Source organism: Limibacter armeniacum, assembly GCF_036880985.1.
Classification (GTDB): Bacteria; Bacteroidota; Bacteroidia; order Cytophagales; family Flammeovirgaceae; genus Limibacter; species Limibacter armeniacum.
In genome coordinates, this window is sequence record NZ_JBAJNO010000003.1 from 317,772 (window position 1) to 336,887 (window position 19,116).

Consider the following 19,116-nt stretch of genomic DNA (forward strand, 5'->3'; position numbering starts at 1 on the left):
GAGATACCGTTTATTTAGTTTCGAACTTTGGTGAATGGAACAATGGTGTCGCTCCTAGCGGAGCTGAAAAACCGAGATGCTTTTTGGCTACAAAGATTCAACTCCTACGGAGGTAAAAGTCTATTTATAAAGTATGTTTAGGGGCCCTAATGTCTATAACAAAAATGCCATATTTGAGATGATTAAACATCCTATTCCGATTAAGGCACATATTCATCAAACCGCCTTTTGCAATGGAATAGTGTTCTTGAAGGATACCTCCACATTGCATATTTATGAGTTGGATGTAGACACCTTAATAAAGCAAAGTTGACCTTATATCAAGGTAAAAGTGTTTGTTGCAATATGGCAGCTTCCATTGGTGGAAGCTGCTTTTTCCATTATAGAATGACTAATATCAAAACGGTAAATGCTAATTCCCATTCTCTATCAGATACTTCTTTAAAATTTCTGCTGTCTTGGTTTTCTCAAACTTCCAATCTGAATATGGCAAAGGCATTACCTTAATCCCTGCCCTATTTAAAATCCTGTATCGCTCAATACCGAAAACATCCGCATATTCACCAGGGTAGCCCACCAAATCAATTCCCATATAATTTCCCTGATGCTTTACCAGCAAGTCAATCTTTAATGCTGCCACTGGAAAGCCTGACCAATACTGATGTATGTCCCAAGCTTTTAACTCATCAATCACTTCCTCCAAGAAATGGTCATGTTCAAGGTTCTCATGCACAGTCATTGTATTTCTATTCGCTGACTGCATATAAGCATGAAGCAATGAGCCTTTTTTCAACTCCTCTTCTTTTACAGATAAATAGACAAATTGCTGACGCCTTGCTCTAGTTATAGATACATTAAAAACGTCTTCCTTATTGATATGATGGAATGCTGAGTGGTGTGAATCTACATCTACAGCAAAAGAAATATGCATAATATCACGCTCCTCTCCCTGAAAACTATAAGCCGTACCAACTCTCAACTTATGCCTGTCTAGCTCTTCATTGCTGAAGCGATCCAACAGCTGAGCAGCCAAGTGATCTACCTGTGCACGGAAAGGTGACAGTACACCAACCGTCGTTACATATTCATCAGACAGTTCGGCTTCATCGTCAATCAGCTTGCGGATATTGTCCAACAACTGTTCAGCTTCCACTTCATTATGTCCTTTCTTATCACGAACCCCTTCACATGGAATAAAGTAAAGCCCCTTCTCTTCATGGTCAGGCCTTGATGTCATTACACGCAAACCATCATCATAAAAACGTTGGTTACTGAACGCAATGATCGGCTCCAAACTTCGGAAGTGCTCATCCAACATGGCAACCTGATCTCCTGATTGCAATGCATTGGTCACCAAATCCAACACACTCCAATCCCGATAATTCAGCACTGAACGGTCCATTTCGCTCAGACCATATTTCTGCTGAAATACGGTTTGAAGCCCTTTTGGTAAAAAGGAAACATGTCGCAACTGACTTGGATCTCCCGCAAATACGACCCGCTTGGCACGTTGCATCAACGGCAGGCAACTGGCAATATCACATTGTGTTGCTTCATCAATTATAACGACATCAAACATTTCCTTTTGCAGTGGCAATACTTCCTTGATATTGGACAGATTCGTCATCCAGATTGGAAATGCTTTCAGTACAGTTGCAAAATCAATCTCCTTAAACTTGTTGATCTTGTCCGTATCACTTGACAGCTTTAGTGCTTCATGGAAGTTCTTAAGGTCATTCCAATTGGTTTTCAAAACTTGGAGTACCTGAGAAATATACTTTAGCTGTATCAGCTGACTTACTTCGTCATTTTGGGTCTGGTCATACTCTGAAAGGGTATTGGTCAGTTCCCAAACCGGTGTTTGCCACTTGTTTCGGAAGCTCATCAGTTCGGTTTTCATTCTATGCCAAAACCCGCTCTCTTCCAAACTCAAGTGCTCTCCCCATTTCAGCTCCTTGTCAACCTCCTTCAGAAAAGTCTGCTCAATTTTATGGATTTGCTTCTTCCTAGTTTTAATCGCTTCCTCTAGCTGATAAATGGTTTGCTCCAACGCCGAATTCGTAATTCTTTTTGGAATACCAAACTCATTCAAAAGGTATTGCAATGAGTTTGCTCTGGTCAGTAATGCTTTTAGAAAACGTCTTAACGGAGTTGCGTATACACGCTTCTTACCACCCCTAACCACACATTTATCGATGCCTATCTGTGAAGAAATTTTTTCTTTAATCACATCTACCGCTTCATCCGTGCGAGAAGCAATCAACACAGATTCACCTCTGCTCATATGCTCAATGGCTATTGCTCCAATCGTATAGCTTTTACCAGTACCCGGAGGCCCAACTATTAAAGTCAATGGATTGACGGCACTTGAGCGCAAGATTGCCTGTTGTGCCTCACTCAATATGATCGGGATATTCCCTTTTTGATAAGTTGAACGTTTTACTTCAATAGTCTCATCAAACAGGGATCGCAATGGAATTGCATAATCATCGGTCTGAGAAATCTCAGTCAGTTCATTCAGTACTCCTCTTGTATTGGAGGACTTTGCCACAATTCCCAACATGCTGGCAGGATGCAGCACAAGCTTTTCCCCTTTATATTCTTTCAGGTCAGTGATGGACTTTCGAATATTCTTGACAGTTGTATGTTCAGGGTAGGTATAAATATTTTGCACTTCCACATGTGGGAAATGCTTCTGAAACACTTTTTCAATAGTACTGACATCCTCAAAATAGAGATAATCACTTGTCAGTTCACCAAACAAATCGTCCAGCGAAACATTGTCCTCTGTATTCTTGTTCAGCAGACCAATCAGCGGATAATTCAATCTCCTTTCTTCAGGTGAAATGGAGAGATAGTAAAACTCGTCCTTTTCTTCAACTTGGGCTGGATAGTAAAAAAGAGGTGCACAAAGCCTTTTTAGCTCACCTTTCGGATCCAAATAATGACCACAAACGAAAAAGGCAGCATACACCAGTTCTTTTTCTTTTTCAAACCACTTCAATTCTTTTTGAATGGCTGCAGCTTTTTCAATGTCAATCGGAACAACAGGATAACTCTCATTGATCAGTTCTTCCTTTCCTTCCATGTATATCTTTTGTTCTACCTTGCTGTCCAAAAAATCAAACAAGGCAAGCTCCTTATTGTCAGAGCGATAGCAATCATGAAAGTATCGGAGAATATTAGCCAGATCAGCAGTCATAAAAATGAATTTCGGTTGATATAAGGATTCAAAAAAATGGGTAACACCCTAGCGAATTGCCATGGTACAATTCTAAAAATATAAACTTAAAAAAAATATTGTTTTGTATATCACCATTAGGTATTTCATCGCCTACTTCCACAAAATCATAACCAATCCAAATCTCTCCCTATGATTTCGTAAATTCTGAAATTAGGATATCATCATAATCTTCCAATTCATACCTGCTATAATCTGCTTCAATAAAAGCATCAAACAATTCTGCTATTACAAACTCCCCTACCCAAAAGTGACTTTTCTCTTTTTTTCATATACCTAACATTATCCTATAAAAAAACCGTAGATCAAGACTTTATTAAATTGCCTAATCCACGGTTTAATATTTCTATTCCGAAACTGAGTAAGAAGTTGCTATCCTCTATTTAACATAAGAAAATTTATGTCACACTACCTACTTATTTGGAAGCTACTTGTCTATTTAATACATGTTTCCACCAACGCTCCTGTGGTTCCATTCCATTCAAAGAGAATCTTTCTCCAATAAAAGGACTTACCACTTCCACATTATGCTTGTCAGCTGCGGTTAGCAATCTTTCCACAGGATCTGTCCACGTATGCATTGCCAATTCAAAAGCGCCCCAATGTATCGGCATCATTTTCTTTCCTTTCACATCCAAGTGTGCCTGCAAAGTCTCCTCTGGCATCATATGGATTTGAGCCCATTTTTCATTGTACTGACCACATTCCATCAATGTAAAGTCAAATGGCCCGAACTTTTCTCCAATCTGTTTGAAATGTCCTGCATAACCACTGTCACCACTGAAATAAAGATTGGTATGACTTCCCTGAATCACCCAAGACGACCACAGTGTAGCGTTTCGGTCTGTCAAGCCTCGACCTGAAAAGTGTCTTGAAGGGGTACAAACCAACTTGATATGCTCCAGTGTAGTGTCTTGCCACCAATCCAGTTCTGTAATTTTATCTGCTTTTACTCCCCAACGTTGTAAGTGCGCCCCTACACCTAGTGGCACGTAAAAGTGATTTACGACTTTATCCAGCTTTACTATCGAAGAATGGTCTAAGTGATCATAGTGGTCATGGGAAATAATGACTGCATCAATATCCTCAATAGCATCAATGTCTATTTTTTCTTCATATGGAAAACGGTTGATCATAAATGGCACTGGAGAGGCAGCTTTGCCAAGCATTGGATCTAGAAGAATCCTTTGACCTTCCATCTCCAGCAAAAATGCTGAATGACCAAACCAAGTCAAGTAAGTAAGTGAGTCAACAGCGGACTGGTCCCCTTCTCCAAACTTTACAGGCAGTGGCTGAGATGGTGTTCCATTTACCTTTTGAAAGTATTCCTTCATTGTTTCCAACATACTTCCAACTCCCATGTCCATCGAGGTTTCTACCAGATTGACAAATTTACCGTCTTTGTAGTTTCTTGAATTTTTCATCTTATCTAAGGATATGCCTGTCGCCTTACCACCAAACTGAGGCGCACAGTTGACAAACAATACAACCGCTGCAGTAAGAAGCAATACAGCCGTTATCAATTTTTTAAGCATTTGTATCTCTATTTGTTTTAACCTTACCCAAATAAAAAGCTTCTCTCATTTCGGTAAGTAAGTAATCACTCACTAATAACGCATTCTATTTAAGAAAGGTTGTACTTAGACTTCAAAAAATTGATAAAACTTTCTTGCTCAATATGATCGGCTTCCAATAAGTAGGTGAAAACAGACCCTAGCATCATTAATATCAAGTTGGTCTCAGCTTTTGGGTTTTGGTAACCCAACTCTTTGTAGGCTTTTTCCAATAAGGTTCTTAAGTCATCAAACTTTCCTGCCGCATGGTATTTCGCTGCGATCAAGGGAGACTGGTACTTTAAAGTCATCTGTAATTTCCAGAAATCTGCATGCTCACGAACCATTAGCAACAAAAAATCAAACATCCCTTCAATAATGCTTTTAGGGTCCGTCATCCCTAAAATCGGTGTAATAAAGGCATTCATATGTTCATTGCCTTGTGCCACAATTGCATCCAACAGTCCTTCCTTATTTTTAAAGTGCTTAAAAATCAATGCTTCAGAAACACCTGCTTCCTTGGCAATCCGGCTGGTAGATGTATTGGCATAACCTTGAGTTGAAAACAGGTCAATAGCAGTATTCAATATACTTTCTTTCTTATCCGTCATAGCTTAATGTATAGTAAGTAATCACTTACTAAAATAATAGAAAAGAGAAAAAGGTTCAAAATTATTACAATTTGAGTCCTATTTAGCATTTGGGGGTTAACACTTTTCATGCTTATTTCGCCCATCCTTAATTCAAAGCTCAAACAACTTCGAAATGGAACTGATGAAAACAACAATTGGCAGGTTAAGACTTCTTGCCTTCTTTGAAGGAGTTTCTTTCCTGATAATTCTATTTATCACCATGCCACTTAAATATATGGCTGAAATGCCTGCTCCAAACAAAGTGGTAGGAATGGTACATGGTGTCTTATTTGTAGGGTATATAGCACTAGTTACGCTTGCTTATATGGAGTATAAATGGAATTTTAAAAAATATACATTGGCAGTACTGATGTCAGTTGTACCATTTGGGACATTCTGGGCAGACAAAAAGCTGTTTAGAGATAATGTCTAAAAAAAATTAAAAGCATATCATATTCTGCAAGTCCTGATGTTAACATCAGGACTTTTTTATTATCTAAGTTATTTAGCTAGAGTTTAATTATATTAATATAATACAATAAATGATTAAAATAATTCAACTCGATATAATGCAATTAATCTTCCTCGAATTGACTTTATGACTATGAAAACTGAGAGAGAAATTTAATAATTATTCGGATCATATTTTTTTTGAAAAAAATTATGATATCCTCGCAAATAAATCCCATAAACATAATAATCAGTCATTTAAAACAACATATTATCTATGTTACAAGATTGACTTTTATTTAAATTTTGATAATTGTTTTTTGATTTAATAAACGGCACTATATCTTTGCAGTGTTCAATTTTTTAATCAACATTTTTTAAATTAATTTTTTATCATCATGAAAAAAGTACTATTTTTTCTTCTGGTACTAACTGCAGGTTTTATCTCTGCAAATGACACTTTTGCTCAAGATACTTACAAGAAATTCAAAGTAGGTGTTGGTATGTTCTATGCTGGTTCTATGGACAAAGAATTGGCATCAGGAGGCATTGGTTTTTATGTTGAACCTAAGTACAACTTTACAGACAAAATTACTGCTGGTCTTTACTTGGGTACTGCGCTGATGGGTGGTGGTGAAATCGACTCTGAAGGCCTTGTTACAGAGCTTGATGCAGCTGCAGTTTCACCATACTTGGTAACTGGTGAGTACTACTTCACTACAAACAAAGTAAGACCTTACGCTGGTCTTGGTCTTGGTATCTACAAGAGAGCAGCTGTAAGCGTTAGCTTTGATGATGGTAGCGGTAACAATGGCTCAATCGAAGGTGAGAGTACTTCTAACTTCGGTGTAGCTCCTAAAGTAGGTCTATTGTTGGGGCACTTTGACCTTGCATTGACTTACAATGTAACAGGTGACGGCATTGCTGACTACCTTGCTTTCAATGTTGGTTTCAACATTGGTGGTGGCAAAAAATAAACCCATACCTGAAAGATATTATGAAAGCCTGTACCAATTGGTACAGGCTTTATTTTTTACAATCAATCAACTTCCTTAAACTGCTCATCTCCACACATCCTGACAATCTTCGGGTAAAATTTCCCCAACACTTCCACCAACTCCTGCTGACAATCCATTACCTGATGAATATCCTTGTATGCCATCGGTGCTTCATCCAGTCCTGAACCGATCACTTCTACTCCCAAGTCACTCAAATGTCTGGCAACTGCATTTTCTTGTAGTGTTTTCTTGGCAACAGTACGTGACATCGCTCTACCTGCACCATGCGAAGCAGAATTAACCGAAGCTACTTCACCCTTTCCCCTAACGATAAATCCAGGTGCAGACATGGAACCTGGAATCACGCCCAATACACCTTTTCCTGCTGGAGTTGCACCTTTTCGGTGAACAATCACTTCTTTTCCTTTTTCATCCAATTCTTTCCATGCAAAGTTGTGATGGTTTTCCACCATTGCAGCAGGCAATGTTCCCAATGCTTCTGCTATTCTATCATGAATTTGGTGATGACATGCTGAAGCGTAATCCCCTGCCAGGTTCATTGCTAACCAATACTCCTGCCCTGCCTCTGTTGACAAATCCAGCCAAGCCAAATTTTTTGCCTCCCTTGGCAGTGGACATTTTTCCATCGCCAGTTTAGTATAATGAGCAGCAATACTTGCTCCCATTCCTCTTGAACCTGAATGGGAAAGCAAGGATAGGTATTGCCCCGGCTCCAAACCCCAATCATTATCCACTTCTGTAATTTCAGCTATACCAAACTCCACAAAATGGTTTCCACCTCCTGAAGAACCAATTTGCGATGCAGCTCTATCCTTCAGTTTTCTCACAACATTCAATTCCTTGAAAAGTGGATTTTCTAAAACCTCATGATCTTTTGGATCATCAAATGTTGCTCTTCCAAATCTGGTGTTCTCTATCAGAATTTTTCTCAGGTTGTCTTTCCTTTCTTCCAGTAAAGACGTTGGCAACTCAAAGATCGACATACACATTCGGCAACCAATATCCACACCAACTGCATATGGAATTACTGCATTCTCAGTCGCCAACACGCCACCAATTGGCAGACCATAACCTTGATGCGCATCTGGCATCAGTGCGCCTGATTTTGCCACCGGTAACTTCATTGCCACTTCCATCTGTTTTAGTGCTCCCAACTCAATCCCATCTGCTCCATAAATTCTATAAGGCAATGGTTTTTCTCTGATCGGAATTTCTTTCTCTTCAGGTTTAAGTAGCTCTTCCGCCAAAGCAGCAAAAACCAAATGTTCCTTATAAGCTACCGGATTTGTGATCACGGACTTCAGCTCCGCCAAAACTTTTTCTACTTCTTTATCCAGATCAAAAGCATTCAGTGTCTCAAGTGCTAAGCCGATTGACTTTCCCTTAAAACCTAATGCCTTGATTTCATCTCCTTTTATTTTCATTGGTCCAGTTTTCTTTTTAAAATAATTATCCGAACAATTCTTTCAGCTGATCTACAATCTTTCCTCCTCCTGACACCGAAATGCTGTTGACCTTGTCTGCAATCTTCTCGATGTATTCCAGTTCTTTCAGCTTGTAAAGCATCTTGTTGTCTTCCATCAGTTTGGCAGTGTTCAACAAGCTTCTCGTCGAAGCAGTTTCTTCCCTTCTTGTGATGGTATTGGCTTCTGCTTGTTTTTGTGCCACCAAAACCTGCTTCATAATATCTTTCACCTCTCCAGGTAAAATAATATCCTTGATGCCCGCATCCAGTACTTCCACTCCCAACTGTTCTTCTTTTTCTTTCAGCACCTTCAAGGCATATTCTGTTACGGATTCCTTGTTTTCCAACAACTCATCCAAGGTAAGTGTACCGATGTATGCCCGCAAGGCAAGTTGTGTATTGACATACAGTTGACGCTCGTACTCTTTATTGTTCAGCAATGCCTGCTGAATATCCAATACCCTATAAGTTGTATTAAAATTAATTCGCAACGCGGCTTTATCCTTGGTCAATATTTCCTGACCTGAAACTTCCTGCTGCAACTTTCGCATATCTGCTTTTAAAATGGAGACAGACATGCTATTCATCCAGAAATGGTAAACGCCCGTCTCCAATTCCTGCTGAAATTTTCCATCAACAAACAGCAACGCCTTTTCATAAGCCTGCACGTGAAATGTCCTTATAAAAGGAGTTACTTCCCTGCGTTGCAACAAATTTTTATCAATCGGTTCTGTAATTTCCAGTTTGCTCAAGTCTGCTTTTACAAAACGGTATTCGTTCACACCTTTCCAGAAAGCATATCGACCTGCGGTCAACACTTTCTTGAAGTTTCCATTCTCAAAATAAAATACGACTTCATGGTCTGCCACTTCCACTACTTCAAGCAAAGCAGCCAAACCTTCATCCTTCAGCAGGATATTCAAGTTAATGGAAGGCAGAAACTGTTCAGTCATTTCATAAAGCGTCACTTCATCGTAAAAAGAAATCCAGTATTTTCCTTCTGTCAATACCTTTTTATAATCTCCTTTACCGAACACCAGCCCAGCTTTTCCTTTATTGATTGTTACTCGTTTCATCTTTATCTATCAGTTTTTGGGATAATTTTTTTGAATTAGAAATACTTCCCTGTGCCTTTCATCTCTTACAGGCGGAACCCAGATTAAGTAAGGTCAAATTTTCCCAGTTCACCTTCCATCCGAAAAGTCTCCGAATAGTCGAAACTTTTTGAAGCTTTCCTTCCGGAAGGCAAAGTGAGAAAACATTCCTTTCGGTATCCTCTTGGTTTCGAAGCCTGCTCAAGATTGTTCGCCTCTTCATCGCTGAAAATTTGAACCGAAAGACACAGGTCCGCATCTCTGGTTAAGGAATGGATTATCAGTCCATAAGGATCAGCTCTCTAACCACTCGAGACATTGCACGAAGCAAGTCGGATTCGAACCGACGTACACTGACGAAATCTACTGTTCTAACCACTGAACTACCATCTTACGATGGGAAGGAATCGAACCTCCGACCTGTAGAGCCAAGCAAGCACAGCAAAAAGAAAGTATATGCGTCGCAACTGCTGGCATACTGTGCGGCTATTCAGAAACCGTCACGCTATTCTTTTGCTTAATGCTTGAAACAAAGGTGAAGGGCTATTACGCAGTCTTTTTGCGTAGTGATTTTTTTTTCTCATTTTCATAAAAAATTTTTTCATATGCCTGTCAATAGAAACGCACTGATCCGCTACAAGACCATTGATAAATGTCTTCAGAACCGTTACAGAAAATGGACGCTGGAAGATTTGATTGATGCCTGCTCCGAAGCTTTGTATGAATATGAAGGAATAGATAAAGGAATAAGTACACGCACCATTCAAGCAGATATTCAAATGATGCGCAGCGACAAGTTGGGTTATAATGCGCCAATCATTGTTGAAAGCAGAAAGTACTACACGTATGAGGATCCCAATTACAGTATCATCAATACGCCGATCTCCGAACAGGATTTAGGCAGACTTTCAGAAGCAGTTGAAATGATGAAACAGTTTCAGGGCTTTTCGCATTTCCGTGAACTCGAAGGGATGGTGCAAAAACTGGAAGACCACATCCATGCACAGAAAACCGATTCCAAAAAAGTGATCGACTTTGAAAAAAATGACAACCTGAAAGGACTGGATTGGCTTGACCCTTTATATAAGGCGATCATTAATCAGAAAGCCATTGCCATTACTTACAAGTCATTTAAGGCGCAACAGGAAAATACGTTTACCTTTCATCCTTATCTACTGAAAGAATTCCGTAACCGTTGGTTTGTGATCGGTAGTAAAAATCAGGAAAAAACCATCATGAACCTTGCCCTTGACAGAATCCAGAAGATGGAAATCAGTCAGGCAGATTTTAGGGAAAACCCAGACTTTGATCCAGAAACCTATTTCAAAGATGCTATAGGTGTATCCGTTAGCTCCAATGTAGAAACTATACGTGTTATACTTGCTGTTTCAAACTTGCATGCACCTTATATCATGACCAAGCCATTGCACTCGTCTCAAAAACAGATTGGCAAAGACCGCTTCGGAATAATAATTTCGCTGGATGTGCAACACAACTTTGAGCTGGAAAAGGAAATACTCAGTTTCGGAGACGGCATCAATGTGATGGCACCCGAAAAACTGAAAAGAAGAATTATTAGAAGACTCAATAATGCCGTCAACTGGTATCAGACAGATTTAAAGGACAAAGCCATGAATTCAGCAAAAAGAAAATTGGAACATAAAGGTTTCAGTATTTTACCCACGGTTTACACTAAACAGGAAATCGAAAAAATTGGGATGGTGTTGGCAAAGGGGCTGCCTTCTGACAAAACATACGCTCAAAGACAACTGCTAATGACTATTCCTGAACTAAAGCCACTCCTTTTAAATCGGAACTTGACCAAATTGATTGAAACTATTTCACCCAATGCCTTTCTGATTAAGTCAATTTATTTTGATAAGGTACCGGAAGCCAATTGGTATGTCAGCTGGCATCAGGATATCCCGATCAATGTGAAAGAAAAGATTGAAGTAGAGGGCTTTTCAAAATGGACATTTAAGGAAAATGTAATCAGTGTTTGTCCTCCAGAAGATATTTTGAAACGAATTTTCACAATCCGTATCCATCTGGACGATACAGATGAGGCTAACGGTGCATTAAACGTCATCCCTTCATCACATAATATGATTCATACACCTGAGTCTATTCAAGAAATTACGGATGATAGACCTACGATATGCTGTGAAGTTCCTGCCGGAGGAGTGCAGTTGATGAAACCATTGACATTACATGCTTCTTCAAAAAGTCGTAGCCAGAAAAGAAGACGTGTGATTCACCTAGAATTTACTGATATACAACTACCTAAGGGGATGGAATGGAGTGAAAATCTCACATTATCATAAAAGACTCAGGTTTCGATCAACTTTATACGTATAAAATTCTTTGAAGATTTAAATAAACACTCAATAATTTACCTTTCAATCAATTTTGTAACAAAACGAATACATGTAAATATAACAATAAATCAATTTTTAGTATTAAACATAACATACAACACTAATAATCAACATGTAGAACCACTTATATTTCCATTTTTTATAACAAAGCCTCTTCTTTTTATGCTGAAAAAAATATTTATTGCAAAGAAGTTGATACAAATAATCAGCGAACCCAACAAGACGAATACTGATGAATTACTGAACATCACATTGTGTAACCAACTAAACCCAAACAATATAAGTCAAATATCTACCTATGAGTTTAAAAAATCGTTTAACCTACGAACTTAAAGATGAGAGTGGTACTGTATACTATAGAGCTGAATACAAACATAATAGCGAAGTGCTTATTGTAACTTGGCTAGAAAGATTACTATCAGATGAATTACTCTTATCCGGAAGTAAGCAGTCGCTAGAAATTATTGACACGCTTAAAATTAAATACCTTATTAATGACACTAGCCGATATCCCATTGGCTGGTTCGGTATCCTTGAATGGTATGAAAAAGAATGGCTCCCCACAGCTGAAGTCTTAGGATTAAAATTGGGTGCCATTATCATGTCATTCAATTTTTTTGGACAACTATCTGCCGAAGAGGTAAAGAACATTTGCCTAAAGCACAACTCCCCCATTCAGTTAAGACTTTTTCTTTCAAAAAGAGAAGCTGAAACATGGATTGACTCCATGAGAAACAAGACAAACTAATGGGTAACAAGCTAAACATTGATGATGAAAATTAGACGTGAACTAAGAAACAGGAAGGGAGAAGTATGGTGCCAATGCTTATTTTATCCTGATGAAAAAATTTTGAAATTCAAATGGGTTGGGTCTATCCAACTGCTTCCTATAGAAATATCAATAGCCCGAGAATTCACACTTAGACTTTTAAAAGAGTTCCAACCTTCCTACGTATTGAATGATGCATCTCTATTCAATTCCGGTTGGTATTACGATAGAGAACGATCTGAACAAGTATGGTTGCCAACATTGAATTCTATTGGTATCAAAAAGATTGCTTATGTTTTTTCTTCCCATCCTTTTGGTACAAAAGAAGCCAAAGAAATGCAGGAAGTTGCACGCAAAAGATTCCAGCACCCTGACATTCAATTATTTCCAAACATACAACAAGCCAAAGATTGGCTACTGACTCATATTAATTTATAGAAACCTCAAATATTCACGCTGATAATGAGTATTCAGCATCAATCTTGTTTCTATATCTCAAAACATGTTTTAATTTTTCAATGTTAATGGTAAAGATTATTACAGTTTAAATTTTTGACTAAATAAAAACACAACACAAATGACAAAGAGAATTGCTTTGCTGATGTTTTTGCTCGTGGGAGCAATGGGCTTCTCCAATGACCTTTTTGCACAAAAATTTGGTAGCATCGACAAGAGTCCAATGGACATGGTATACCTGCGTGAAGGAGGCAGACAAGGTGAGCCTATCGCAAGGGTAATCTACAGCAGACCGATGAAGAAAGACAGAGAGGTATTTGGTAAGTTGGTTCCTTACGGTAAAGTATGGAGAACTGGTGCCAATGAAGCTACTGAAGTTACTTTCTATAAAGATGTGAAGCTAGGTGACCAAGATGTAAAAGCGGGTACATACTCTCTTTTTACAATACCTAACGAAAAAGAGTGGACGATCATCTTGAACAAGGATGTGAATCAATGGGGAGCTTACAGCTATAAAGAAGCAAATGATGTAACACGCGTTTCGGTTCCTGTAACTGAAGGTGATGAGTCGCTAGAAGCATTTTCTATTGCTTTCGATCAAAAGAAAGAAGGTGACGTAATGGTAATGGGCTGGGACAAAACAAGAGTTGCAGTTCCTATTACAAAATAAGGTCATCGCATATACCTATCACACACATACAAGAAAGTGGTCAGCAGGTTTAACTGTTGACCACTTTTTTTGTCTATAACTTTGCGAATCATCCAATAGGTAAGCATTTTGCGGGAGCAAACAGGCTGATTACTTTTATACCAGTAAATAACAATATAATCATAGAGATGAGATATATTTTTTCCTTGCTGATGTGCTATACATTGGCTTGCTTTCCGCTTCAGGCACAGCAGTATATTTTTGAATACTATCCGGTCAAACAGGTAAAAATGCCTCGCTTTCTTGACCCAAGGACAGTGGAATTTTCATTTGAAAAAAATGTAGTTCCTGACAGTACAGGCATCCTTGAAGAACAATTGGCTTTTGGTGTCTTAACTTGTAATATCTACCTCGATAACGGACAGGTTATCCAAAAGCGAATTGCTTCAGAAGTGACAGACATATCTACAGAAGCAACGTACCGCCTTTCAAGCTCAGAAGCGGGACTTTCATATCAGAACTTCCGTTCGGCTCCTTGGAACCATATTGAATACAGGATTGACTACACAGTTTTGGGAGAAAAACAGGAGACACAGCTGTTTACGCTATACAACCATTATAAAGTTAGCATCAGTGAGTATAAGCTCAGTATAGACAAACTGTACATGTATCATGAAGAGCCTAACAAGGTCTTTGTCACAGTCAAGTCAGATCATGATGGGGTAATCATCAAAAAAAGTAAGTCTGGTGTAAAGGAGTTTGCTGACAACGTAAGCTTCTTTGCCAAATTAAGTCATGACCAACGCATCAACAGTGATGGCTTCACTACCTTGGAGTTTCACACCAATGCCGAAAGTGGCGGACAGTTTATCAAGGAACGGGATTATACATTTGTCATTTCTGCTGAAAAAGATGGAGAACCCTATAAGCAACTGACCCTTACTGAAAAACTTTCGGGCAGACACCGCTTCGAAATCGATGGCAGAATTGAAAACAACTCCGTTATTGGACATACAGATGGTAAAGTAATCGTCAGAACGACGACCAAAGCCAAAAACATGCAGATGATTTTCAAGGACTCCCCTTATGAGAATGGCAAGCCATTTCAGGTTGAAGGAGAGGTCAATGGCAATATGGTCACATTCGAAGTGCCTTCCGCTCAACACAATTTTATGTTTGGAAGCCACAGGGTTGGCTTTTCTGGTAAAAGCATTTCCAACGACCACCTTTTTAGCGCTGTTCAGTATTATTACAGCAAAAAAGGGAACAGGGTAAAAGCACAGCGTATCAAGCAGGAAGAAGGCAATATATTTATAGATATAGAACTGGAACACGCCTCAGCGAGTCAGGTAGAAGTACTCCTAAATGAACGAAGCTTTGACATTCTGGAAAAAGGAGAAGGAGGTAAATATTCCGGCAAGCTCAATTCAGGTGACAAAGCATTGGAACCGATCTTCAAGAGTAAACCTGAAGTAGTACAGCTTTCACTTAGCGTAGACGGCGTAAAGATGTATCGATATGATAATATCCCTGTCAAATACTTTGATACCGAGCAAGCTGTCAAAGACCTTGAAGAAGTCAAAGGAGGGTTATTTGGGTCTAAATTGAAAAAAATCAAGGAATACCTGAAAGAGAAAAACTTTGAAGGAGACATAGAACAAATGTCAGTACTCTTAGCAGATGAATTAAACAAAGATAAAGCAGAACGGGATTGGTCTAATGTCTGGAGTGGAGCTGCCAAATTGCTTCCAAAACTAATTGGATCGCTTATAATTTTGATTTAAAGCAAAGCCCTCTAAAATATTTATTATTTTAGGGGGCTAATTTTTTATGCTTAATAAAACCTTCATTTTTTTAATCAATAAATTATGAAACTCGTAACACTCAAAACATTCAATACACCAATTGAAGCGAACATTCTGAAATCCAAACTGGAAGAGGAAGGAATCCACTGCTTTATCCATGACGAAAACCTTGGTTCTATCGGCTCATTTGGAATGGCTACAGGAGGCATCAAAATAAAAGTCTCAGAAGCTGACCTCGCTAAAGCTCTGGAGATTCTAAACGAAATCTCTGAATAATCACGACCAACTTATTTACCTTTAAAATAAAAAGTCCAAGAACCACACAGGTACTTGGACTTTTATATTTAAATATCAAGTAAGATAAATTCTACTCAAATCTTATTGACTGACTGTTGTGACACTGCCAGAAAGAGTGACCGTTCCCACCTTAGTTCCTGCACTGTAACTCCCACCTTCAAATACACCGTCTGTGACTGTTCCTGTAGAACTTCCCCCAATGTAGACATCATATGATTCGCCATCTTCAAGCAGTGATGATGAGAATACAACTGACTGATACCTTTTGGCCGGTGCGAAAGTAAATACCTCTGTCCCATCACTTTTCTGAATATGGAAAAGTGTATTTGCCGATTGCTGTGACTGTAAGTTCAGTAACACAGAGGATTGTGTAGAAGTTGAACCTGGAGTTTGTACCATACCCGAGCTTCCAGCGGCCACCAACACCCCACCAGTCAACTTAAATGACCTGTCATAATCCAATGAGCCATTCATTCTTTCAGTCGGACCATTCACTAACACAGTACCTCCTGACATTTCAAAAGAGCCATTGACATCAATTCCATCTCCTGATGCATCCACTACGATATAACCGCCATTGATATAAAGGTAGCTATTTCCTGAAGCTTCAAAGCCTCCATGTCCTGTACCTGTCTCTTCTGAATCACCCGCTCCATTGATGCCATCATCACTGGCCGTAACATGAATTTCGCCATCATTGATATAGATTACATCACTTTCAAGACCTTCATAAGATTCCGTGATATTGATATTCCCTGTATGGATTGCCAACTCTACATCAGCATGGATACCATCATCTCCTGTAGCAATAGTGAATGTACCATCATGTATCACAATAGTCCCATCAGAGTGAACGCCATCATCAGCTGAATTAATTACGAAATCCCCTTTTTCAATAACAGTGAGTACACGTGACTTCATCCCTTTTGCCGAGATATCCTCATCATAATTATCACTTCCACCTCCAGTCACTAACTCAAATGTTCCTTCTGCAACAAGGAAATCTGACTCTGCCGCAAAACCATCTCCTGCAGCTGTAATATCAAAATTACCTCCTTCAATCAGGATATAGCCTTTATCTTCGTCATCATCCTCATCAGATTTGAAAGCATCTCCCTCAGAGTGAACAGTAAAATTACCACCCTTGATTATAAGATAGTCTTTCCCCCTGATGCCATCATCCGCCGAACTGATTTCAAAGGTTCCTGCATCTATCAGCAATCCATCCTTACTCGTAATTGCATCATTGTAATTGGCATCTACAGACAATGTACCCGTTCCATAAAAAGACAAATCTGCCTTGCTAAAGAAAGTGGCATTTGGTTCATCTTCCTCCTCATCTTCAAAAATGTAATTGGCTGTATCTTCAAAATGGTTTTCCGTTCCTTCTGGAAGAATCACGACTACCTTTTCAGCACTAATTACATTGAATGGCGCATTAGTTGAATTGGCTGCCTCAACATTGTTAAGCACTATTTTAACCGTTTCTTCATCCTCTGTATCAACAATTATTTGCCCGTCATTCAATACACCCTGAAGTAAATATGTACCTGCCGCACTAATGGTCACATAGCTACCATCAGCTATTGCTCCTGAGCCAGATACCTCTATACTGTTACCGTTCAGTGTGATTGTGGTGGCAGATTCAGCATCCCATGAAGCATCTTCAGCTTCTTCATGATCAGTCTTATTGCTTTCCATTGCCTCTGCTATCGTCTCTGTGGAATACTCTCCGCTTGCAGAATTGGTATCATCAGTATTGTCGTCAATAACCTCTACGACATCTTCATCATTTGTACCATTGTCACATGCTGTGAAAAATAGCAGTGTAAATATACTGATCAACAGCACCATACCTCTTTTAGTCATAATCCTAAGTTTATATTTCAATTAATTTCACTGGATCTAGTCATCAGTAATGCAATCAATTGCATCAGGACTTATCCAAAGAAAAAGAGGATAGAAACTAATGGCAATCTTCAATTCCTAAATTGCGACAAAGGGGCACGAAGCTGCGATAAAAGGTAATTCGATGCTTAAAATCATATAACTTTAGAAATAGGATAACGTTTGCATAAATACGTCGAATATATGTACACATACCATGAAAGTATTCCTAAGTGGAAATTTAATAGCATCAGAAATCCTAACTGTAAATGATGGCTTGAATTACGGTAGATTTTTTAATGCTGATATAGAGAAATATGAAGTCCGATTGACCCAAAAAGAATTTGTTAACTTGATCGAAAGAGAGTACAATCAAGTAAGGGATGAAATCAGAGTTGATGATGCAACCTATCATGATACTTCAGATTTTTCTGCATCCAATTATTGTACGTTAGAAGAACTATTCTCATTCAGTATTGAATTTGAACTGATTTTCAAGAACTATCTGGACCGAATCATTTTTAGTAAACTTTTTCCTGTTTCATCTGAAAACAGGTTTGTAATCAATAGCACTGAAAAGGTTGCTATAATTGAGGGTGACATAGTTATTACTGGAGGTGCTTATCACGTAAAAAGTCATTCATAAATGATGCCTTCTGCTAATTACAGAGGATCAAAACCAATACACATCAAGCTTGACTAAGCATTAGATGAACATTCACCTAACCAATATTATTTACAAACAACACTAATAGACTAAATCATGAAAAACAATTCATCCCTTCTCGGTAAAATCAAATTGATAATAGCATTGGTACTCGTTCTTGGGTTGGTTATCGGTACCAATGTTATGGACAATACCAGTTTTGATATTATCAACAAATCCGTTACAACCATATATGAAGACCGACTGATTGCTCATGACCTGCTTTACAAGATTTCAAAGGAAATCCATGAGAAGCAACTGCTTTTAGTAACTGAAGATACTGAGTCTCATCAGAAAAAAAATCAGCAGATGAACGGTACCATAAAATCGCTGATCACACAATATGAAGAGACAACACTGACAAATAAAGAAGTTGAATATTTTGATGACCTGAAGAAGAATATTGAGGAGTTGATGAATCTTGAAACGCAGTTTTATCAAGGAAAAGTAACCTCAGAAAAAGAAGGGTTGGAAGAGCAACAACAAGCGGTTTTCAAAAAGCTATCAGGCACTTTGGATAATTTGACTTCTCTCCAACTTGACGAAGGTCAGAAACAGGTAGTATACGCCATGCGAGCATACCAAAACAGTGACCTGCTTGCCAAGATGGAAATAGGGGCTTTGATTCTTATTGGATTGATTATTCAGGTTTTTATTTTTTATACACCTTTCAGAAAATAAAGTTTTGGTAAAATCTACTTCTATAACAATAACT

Annotated in this window: 16 protein-coding genes; 10 read left to right on the forward strand and 6 right to left on the reverse strand. The window is 38.6% G+C overall.

The annotated features are described in order from the left end of the window. Positions 1-412 precede the first annotated feature (412 nt). The 3 genes from V6R21_RS03595 to V6R21_RS03605 all read right to left on the reverse strand — a co-directional run bounded on the left by V6R21_RS03595 (position 413) and on the right by V6R21_RS03605 (position 5,405). The gene (locus V6R21_RS03595) at positions 413-3,202 is read right to left on the reverse strand and encodes a DEAD/DEAH box helicase (protein WP_334240980.1); all 2,790 of its coding nucleotides are present in this window, start codon (positions 3,200-3,202) and stop codon (positions 413-415) included. Between the two features lie 455 nt (positions 3,203-3,657). Then, on the reverse strand, positions 3,658-4,776 hold the full coding sequence (locus V6R21_RS03600; RefSeq protein ID WP_334240982.1) for an MBL fold metallo-hydrolase: 1,119 nt from the start codon (positions 4,774-4,776) through the stop codon (positions 3,658-3,660). An 89-nt stretch (positions 4,777-4,865) separates the two neighbouring features. After that, positions 4,866-5,405 (reverse strand): TetR/AcrR family transcriptional regulator, encoded by a 540-nt coding sequence (locus tag V6R21_RS03605; protein ID WP_334240984.1) that lies wholly within the window; start codon positions 5,403-5,405, stop codon positions 4,866-4,868. A gap of 154 nt (positions 5,406-5,559) precedes the next feature. On the opposite strand from V6R21_RS03605, the gene V6R21_RS03610 reads away from it, so the two are divergent. Beyond that, entirely contained in the window at positions 5,560-5,859 is a 300-nt protein-coding gene (locus V6R21_RS03610; protein WP_334240986.1) for a DUF3817 domain-containing protein, read from the forward strand. Between the two features lie 415 nt (positions 5,860-6,274). Continuing rightward, positions 6,275-6,853 carry a hypothetical protein gene (locus V6R21_RS03615; protein WP_334240988.1) on the forward strand — a complete coding sequence of 193 codons (579 nt, stop codon included), beginning with the start codon at positions 6,275-6,277 and terminating at the stop codon, positions 6,851-6,853. 62 nt (positions 6,854-6,915) lie between these two features. Here the strand turns inward: V6R21_RS03615 and V6R21_RS03620 are convergent, their stop codons facing one another. Next, a complete protein-coding gene (locus V6R21_RS03620) occupies positions 6,916-8,319 on the reverse strand; it encodes an RtcB family protein (RefSeq protein ID WP_334240990.1) in 1,404 nt (467 codons plus the stop codon). 25 nt (positions 8,320-8,344) lie between these two features. After that, positions 8,345-9,436, reverse strand: coding sequence for a slipin family protein (locus V6R21_RS03625; protein ID WP_334240993.1), 1,092 nt, complete (start codon positions 9,434-9,436; stop codon positions 8,345-8,347). Positions 9,437-10,059: 623 nt separating this feature from the next. Between V6R21_RS03625 and V6R21_RS03630 the strand changes: the two genes are divergently transcribed. The 6 genes from V6R21_RS03630 to V6R21_RS03655 all read left to right on the forward strand — a co-directional run bounded on the left by V6R21_RS03630 (position 10,060) and on the right by V6R21_RS03655 (position 15,787). Beyond that, complete coding sequence (locus V6R21_RS03630; RefSeq protein WP_334240995.1) at positions 10,060-11,778, forward strand: WYL domain-containing protein; 1,719 nt, start codon at positions 10,060-10,062, stop codon at positions 11,776-11,778. Between the two features lie 352 nt (positions 11,779-12,130). Continuing rightward, positions 12,131-12,580, forward strand: a complete 450-nt coding sequence (locus V6R21_RS03635; RefSeq protein WP_334240997.1) for a hypothetical protein — start codon at positions 12,131-12,133, stop codon at positions 12,578-12,580. A gap of 21 nt (positions 12,581-12,601) precedes the next feature. Beyond that, positions 12,602-13,039: a hypothetical protein gene (locus V6R21_RS03640; RefSeq protein WP_334240999.1), complete on the forward strand. Its 438-nt coding sequence runs from the start codon at positions 12,602-12,604 to the stop codon at positions 13,037-13,039. Between the two features lie 139 nt (positions 13,040-13,178). Then, positions 13,179-13,727, forward strand: coding sequence for a DUF2911 domain-containing protein (locus V6R21_RS03645; RefSeq protein WP_334241000.1), 549 nt, complete (start codon positions 13,179-13,181; stop codon positions 13,725-13,727). Between the two features lie 167 nt (positions 13,728-13,894). Beyond that, a complete protein-coding gene (locus V6R21_RS03650; protein WP_334241001.1) occupies positions 13,895-15,490 on the forward strand; it encodes a hypothetical protein in 1,596 nt (531 codons plus the stop codon). An 84-nt stretch (positions 15,491-15,574) separates the two neighbouring features. Beyond that, complete coding sequence (locus V6R21_RS03655) at positions 15,575-15,787, forward strand: putative signal transducing protein (RefSeq protein ID WP_334241003.1); 213 nt, start codon at positions 15,575-15,577, stop codon at positions 15,785-15,787. Between the two features lie 102 nt (positions 15,788-15,889). On the opposite strand, the gene V6R21_RS03660 is transcribed toward V6R21_RS03655, so the two are convergent. Then, a complete protein-coding gene (locus V6R21_RS03660) occupies positions 15,890-17,677 on the reverse strand; it encodes a carbohydrate-binding domain-containing protein (protein ID WP_334241005.1) in 1,788 nt (595 codons plus the stop codon). A 235-nt stretch (positions 17,678-17,912) separates the two neighbouring features. Between V6R21_RS03660 and V6R21_RS03665 the strand changes: the two genes are divergently transcribed. Then, positions 17,913-18,341 carry a hypothetical protein gene (locus tag V6R21_RS03665; protein WP_334241007.1) on the forward strand — a complete coding sequence of 143 codons (429 nt, stop codon included), beginning with the start codon at positions 17,913-17,915 and terminating at the stop codon, positions 18,339-18,341. Positions 18,342-18,458: 117 nt separating this feature from the next. Beyond that, positions 18,459-19,082 (forward strand): MCP four helix bundle domain-containing protein, encoded by a 624-nt coding sequence (locus V6R21_RS03670; RefSeq protein ID WP_334241009.1) that lies wholly within the window; start codon positions 18,459-18,461, stop codon positions 19,080-19,082. Positions 19,083-19,116 lie beyond the last annotated feature (34 nt).